This window comes from uncultured Helcococcus sp. (genome assembly GCF_946998255.1).
In the GTDB taxonomy this organism is placed as follows: Bacteria; Bacillota; Clostridia; order Tissierellales; family Peptoniphilaceae; genus Helcococcus.
Map to the genome: position 1 here is coordinate 1 of NZ_CAMPYN010000060.1, position 6,464 is coordinate 6,464.

Consider the following 6,464-nt stretch of genomic DNA (forward strand, 5'->3'; position numbering starts at 1 on the left):
CATCAAAAAGATTGGGACTTCGTTCAGAAGCTTCATCAAGATATGAAAAAGGAATCTCTTCAAAATTAGCTGAATATGGTATAAAAAGATTTTTAAAATTAATTGAAGAAACTAATTCAGGTTCACTAGTAGAAGGAATTCATGATGATGGATCCTATGAGGCCGAAGATCAATTTGTTAAAGTTAGAAATTCTAGGTTGAATTCTTTATTAGGCCTAGACTTAAGTGTAGAAGAAAGTAAAAAATACTTGGAAGAATTAGAATTTGAATGCCAAGTTGAGGATGATATTATTACAGCTAAGGTGCCATACTTTAGGTCAGATATTTCTATAGAAGCCGACCTTATTGAAGAGGTGGGTAGGCTTTATGGTTTCCACAATATTGAGCCAAAAGGACTAGAAGGCCCATTAACCCAAGGTAAAAAATCAGACCTAAGAAACTTTATGGATAAAATAAGAGATGAAGTTTATGGACTCGGTTTTTCTGAAGTTGTGTCTTATTCTTTCATATCTCCAAAGCAATATGACAAGTTAAATTTAAGCCAAGATAGTAAATTAAGAGATAGCTTAAAAATATTAAATCCATTAGGGGAAGACTTCTCCGTTATGAGAACTACCTTGATTGGAAATATGTTAGATATAATTAGAAGAAACCTAAATAACAAGCAGTTTGATTTAAGATTGTCAGAATTAGGAAATAGTTTTGTAAAAGTAGGAGATGATCCTTCACAAAGCAAGGAAGAAAAATTACTAGTAATGGCCTTGGTAGGTGATGAATACGACTACTATTATCTAAAGGATAGCCTTGAAAAGTTATTGACTAAGTTAGGTATAGAAGACAATAAATTCCAAACTGAAGAAAATAATCCAAGCTTCCACCCTGGAAGAACAGCCAATGTTTTAGTAAATGATGAAAAGTTAGCAGTAATAGGTGAAGTACATCCTTTGGTGTTAGATAATTTTGATATTAATAAGAGAGTTTACCTATTAGAAGCAAATGTTGATACTTTATTTAAATATGCTAATGACAATATCCAATATAAAGAAATTTCTAAATATCCATTAGTGGATAGGGATATTGCCTTTATCATAAATGATAGGGTTGAAGCCCAAGATATTATTGAAACAATCAGAAATAATGGTGGGGAAAATATAAAATTTGTAAAACTATTTGATAGGTATGCAGGAAGCCAAATTGAAGATGGAAAAGTTTCTTTAGCATTTAAAATAGGTTTCCAATCAAATAGAAAAACCCTTAAAGATGATGAAATTAAAGCTGCTTTCAATAGAATAGTAGAGAAACTAGAAGACTATTACGATATTGATTTAAGGAGTTAGGTATGGATAGAAACAGCTATGAGTTCAAAATAGATGATAACTCATATGTTTTGAAGACAAATAGGTCAGAAGAAGAGGCTGAAAAAATAGTTGCTTATGTTGATAAGCAAATTGATAAGGCTAAAAAAACTATAAAATACAAAAATAAGGCTGCATACACAGCCTTGGCATGTTTAAATATTGCGGATGACCTGTATGATATAGACCAGGAATTAGAACAATTAAAAGAAGATACAGCTGAAGCAATGGAACATTATGAACCTCTAAAGGCTGAATATCATGCCTACAAGGAAGACCATAAGGAAGCAGATATCTTAATAATGGATTTGAAAGAAAAATTATTTGATTTAGAAAAGGATCTAGAACGTATAAGCCTTGAAAGAGATAATTATAAATTAGAATTGGATAGGCAAAAAAACTTAGCAGACAAGTCTATTGAAGAAACAACAGATTTAAGAAATAAATTATTAGAAGAAGAAAAGAAAACTTTGATGGCTAATAAAAAGCTAGAAGAATTATTAAAAAACAGAACAGGAAACTAATGGAAAAAAATACTCTTTTAACCTTAGAGTGGGATAAAATTCAAGAAAATTTAATAGAATATTGTGCATCAACTTTAGCCAAGGACAAGGCGTCTAAAATAGTACCTTTAACCGATATAAATAAAGTGAAATTCATGCAAGAAAAAACTGCAGATGCTGTAGAGCTTATTAGAAAATATTCATTTCCACCCTTGTATGGGATACATGATTTAAAGAGTATTGCAAATAGGTTAAAAAGACAGGCTATTTTGGAGAATTATGAATTATTACAGGTAGCCGATTCTTTAAGAGTGTCTCAATCATTGAAAGATTATAAGCATGGATTTGAAGGTGATAACTTAATAGTTGATCAAATAGATAAGCTTTACTCTAATAAGAGGATTCAAAAGGAAATTGAAAGAATCATTATTGATGAAGAGACCATAGCAGATGATGCTTCTAAACAATTACTCAATATTAGAAAATCTATAAGTCAAAAAGAAGATGAAGTTAAAAGTAAGCTTCAACAATTGATTAAAAGTGACACAATCAATATTCAAGATGGTTTTGTGACTATGAGGGATGGTAGGTATGTGGTGCCTGTCAAGGCTGGAGCTAAAGCCAAGGTTCCTGGGATCACTCATGATACATCAGCATCTGGCCAAACCTTGTATATAGAACCAATGGTTGTAGTTGAAATCAATAATAAGATTAGAGACTTAGAGATTGAAGAACAAGAAGAAATTAGAAGGATTCTAAAAGAATTATCAGAAATGATAAATCTCTATAGGGAAGATATTGCCAATAACCAATATCTTCTAGTAGATATTGATTTTACCTTTGCTAAGGCCAAGTATGCCTTAGATAAGTCTTATAATCAACCAATAATAAGTGAAGAGAAAATAATTGATATTAAACAAGCAAAACACCCATTGCTAAAAGGAAAAGTTGTACCTATTGATATAAAATTAGGTGAGGATTTCAAAGCCCTTGTAATTACTGGACCAAATACTGGTGGTAAAACAGTATCTTTGAAGACCTTAGGTTTAACTATTTTAATGGCACAAGCAGGTTTATTTGTTGCATGTGATCCATTTACAAAAGTTCCAGTCTTTGATCAGGTATTTACAGATATTGGTGATAACCAATCCATCGAGCAAAACTTGTCTACTTTTTCTGCGTCAATGACCAATATAGTAAATATTTTATCTAAGGCTGATGAAAATTCCTTAGTCTTATTTGATGAGCTTGGAAATGGTACTGACCCTACAGAAGGGGCAGCCCTCGCCATGTCAATAATCGATAATCTTGTTAAAAGAAATACCTTATTAGTATCTACTACACACTATTCAGAATTAAAGCTATATGCTATGTCCACAGAAGGTGTACAAAATGCCAATGTAGAATTTGATTTAGAAAGTCTATCACCAACTTATAGGTTAATTATAGGTTTACCAGGTAAGTCAAACGCCTTTGAAATATCCAAAAGGCTAGGCTTATCCAATGAAATCTTAGCCAATGCAAGTTCTTATCTAAGTGAAGAAAATAGGAACTTTGAAGATATAATTTCTGAAATAGAAGATGATAAATTAGAACTGGATTTAGCTCTAAGAGAAGCAAGAAGTGAAAAACTTAAGTATGAGAAATTACAAGATGACTTTAATAGAGAATATGAGACTAGGAAACAAGCAGCACTAAAAGATATTGAAGATGCCCAAGAAAAAGCCAATAGAATATTAGAAGATGCTAAAGATGAGTCAAAAGAAATGATAAGACTTGCTAAAAAACAAGTGTCTTCAGGACAAAGCAAAGAATTAGATAGAGCCCATGCAGAAATCACGGATAGGTATAAGTCTGCATCTAGAAAATATGAGCAAAAGAAAGAAATTAGACGAGAAGAGTCTGATTTAAAAGAAGCCTCAGACCTTAAACTTGGACAAATTGTCAGGGTTATTTCTATGGGCGATGATGCAACAGTAATGACACTTCCTGACAATAAAGGTGATTTAATTGTACAAATGGGTATATTAAAATTTAATGTTAATATAAAAGATTTAAGAAAGACAAACCAAGACTTACAAAAAGAGAAGTCTCAGTCATCCTATAGGCAGGTTATGAAAAATGCTTCATCTAAAGAAGTAAAACAAGAACTTGATCTTAGAGGATTAAATGTAGATGAAGCCATAATAGAAGTAGAATCGTACTTTGATGATGCAATCTTGATGGGGCTTAAAAATGTAGCCCTAATCCATGGTAAGGGAACGGGTGCCCTGAGGGAAGGACTTACAAATTATTTAAGAAAATCAAGATATGTAGACCAATTTAGGATAGGTAAAGCAGATGAAGGAGGAGCAGGTGTTACAATAGTAAGCCTGAAATAGTATGAATTATAAAAATGAGATCAAAGATATACTAGTAGACTTAAATATTGGCTTGGAAAGTGAAGATATATATAACACAATTGAAACTCCACCAAATAAAGAAATGGGGGACTTCGCCTTTCCTACTTTTAAGCTAGCTAAAACATTAAGAAAAGCACCAAACATAATTTCTCAAGACTTAGTAGGTCAGATAAAATCTGATTTATTTACTGAAATAAAGGCAGTTGGACCTTATATTAATTTCTATTTGGACCAAGATAAATTTAATGAAGTAGTTTTGACTGAAGTATTTAAAGAAAAAGATAAGTATGGATCTTCTGATCTTGGAAAAGGAAAGACTATTACAATTGACTACTCCTCAACTAATATAGCAAAACCATTCCACATAGGCCATATAAGGTCTACAGTAATTGGTGATTCCCTAAAAAGAATATTGAGATTTTTATCTTATGATGTAGTAGCCATAAACTACTTGGGAGACTATGGTACTCAATTTGGAGTTCTTTTGTCAGCCTATAAAAAATGGGGGAATAAGGAAGAAATAAATGCAGATCCAATTAAAGAACTACTTAAACTATATGTGAAATATACTGAAGAAGCTGAAAAAAATCCTGATCTAATGGACGAAGCTAGAGCTTGGTTCAAAAAGTTAGAAGATAAGGATGAAGAAGCACTAAAAGTATGGTCATGGTTTAAGGAAATAAGTTTAAAAGAGTTTAATAGGGTATATGACTTATTAGAAATTGACTTTGATTCATATGATGGAGAATATTACCATTCACAATTTGTAGATGAAGTGGTTAAAGAACTAGAAGATAAAAATCTTTTAGTAGAATCAGAAGGTGCAACAGTAATTGAAATGGGGGAAGAAGAACCACCAGCAATTATTTTGAAAAAAGATGGGTCTTCAACCTATATTACTAGAGATGTAGCTACAGCCCTTTATAGAAAAAAACATTATGATTTTTATAAAAATATATATGTGGTAGCTACCCAACAAAACTTACACTTTAGAACCCTAAAAGAAATTTTAGGGAAAATGGGTTATGAATGGGAAAAAGATATAGACCATGTTCAATTTGGTATGGTTTCACTCAAAGATGGTACCATGTCAACAAGAAAGGGTAAGGTTGTATTTTTAGAAGACGTATTAAATAAGGCTATAGATAAGACCAAGGATATAATCGAAGAAAGAAATCCTGACCTTGAAAATAAAGATCAGATAGCTAAACAAATAGGTATAGGAGCTGTTAAGTTCCAAGAGTTATTTAATACTAGAATAAAAGACTATGTATTTGATTGGGACCAGGTACTAAATTTTGAAGGTGAAACAGGCCCTTATGTACAATATGCCCATGCTAGAGCTAATCAAATATTAGAGAGATTAGGACTTGAAATAGATGACCAGGTTGATTTTTCTTTATTAAAAGAAAAGCAAGAGATAGATTTAATCAAGTTAATCTATAACACACCAGAGGTGATTCTATCTGCTAAAGACAAGTTGGAACCTTCTGTAATTACTAGACATGTTACAGACCTAGCTCAAGCCTTTAACTCCTTCTACAACAATATTCACATATTAAATTCAGAAGAAGATATCAAAAAGGCTAGAGCCTTACTTGTATACGCAGTTAAGATAAATATAAAAAACCTATTATATCTTTTAGGTATACATGCTCCAGATAAGATGTAGGAGGAACCATGTTACAAGATTTTATAAATGTAAATAAAAGAGCTTTTAATAAAACTTTAGAAAATATTAAATTTGTTCCAATATTAGCCTTAGTATTATTTTTATCTAATATAGCTATGACTTTTATTATGTCCTTGTTAAGCTCAGCAAACCAAGCTTCAGATTTTATATTAGGGTTTATAAGATACATAGTTAGTGTATCTTTTGCATCTTTGCTGGTTACAATTTTAGAATATATAGTATTTTATAATAGGTTTTCTATAGATAATCTAAAAGAAGGATTTAGTAAATACCTAAATCCTTTGCTGAATACTTACTTTTACCTTACAATTGCAAATATTATATTATCAAACCTAGCATTTACACTTAAAATGCCAATTATATTTATAATTTTTACTTATGCTAACCTGGCTATTCAATCAACCATTTATGAGCAAACTTATATAGCTAGACAATCAGGAATAGATGCTATTGTTGATTCTGTAAAATTTATTATCAATAATATATTATATTGGATTTTACCAATGCTAGC

At 31.2% G+C, this 6,464-nt stretch carries 5 protein-coding genes; all 5 read left to right on the plus strand.

The features are described 5' to 3' along the window. The coding region (locus tag Q0U66_RS05085; RefSeq protein WP_297378211.1) for a phenylalanine--tRNA ligase subunit beta at window positions 1-1,337 on the plus strand (1,337 nt) is incomplete at its 5' end. A gap of 2 nt (window positions 1,338-1,339) precedes the next feature. Beyond that, window positions 1,340-1,879, plus strand: a complete 540-nt coding sequence (zapA, locus tag Q0U66_RS05090) for a cell division protein ZapA (protein WP_297378215.1) — start codon at window positions 1,340-1,342, stop codon at window positions 1,877-1,879. Continuing rightward, window positions 1,879-4,239, plus strand: coding sequence for an endonuclease MutS2 (locus Q0U66_RS05095; protein WP_297378218.1), 2,361 nt, complete (start codon window positions 1,879-1,881; stop codon window positions 4,237-4,239). The genes zapA and Q0U66_RS05095 overlap by 1 nt, the downstream gene beginning before the upstream one ends. 1 nt (window position 4,240) lies before the next feature. Further along, window positions 4,241-5,932 carry an arginine--tRNA ligase gene (argS, locus tag Q0U66_RS05100; RefSeq protein ID WP_297378220.1) on the plus strand — a complete coding sequence of 564 codons (1,692 nt, stop codon included), beginning with the start codon at window positions 4,241-4,243 and terminating at the stop codon, window positions 5,930-5,932. Between the two features lie 8 nt (window positions 5,933-5,940). Continuing rightward, a partial coding sequence (locus Q0U66_RS05105) for a hypothetical protein (RefSeq protein WP_297378222.1) occupies window positions 5,941-6,464 on the plus strand: 524 nt, incomplete at its 3' end.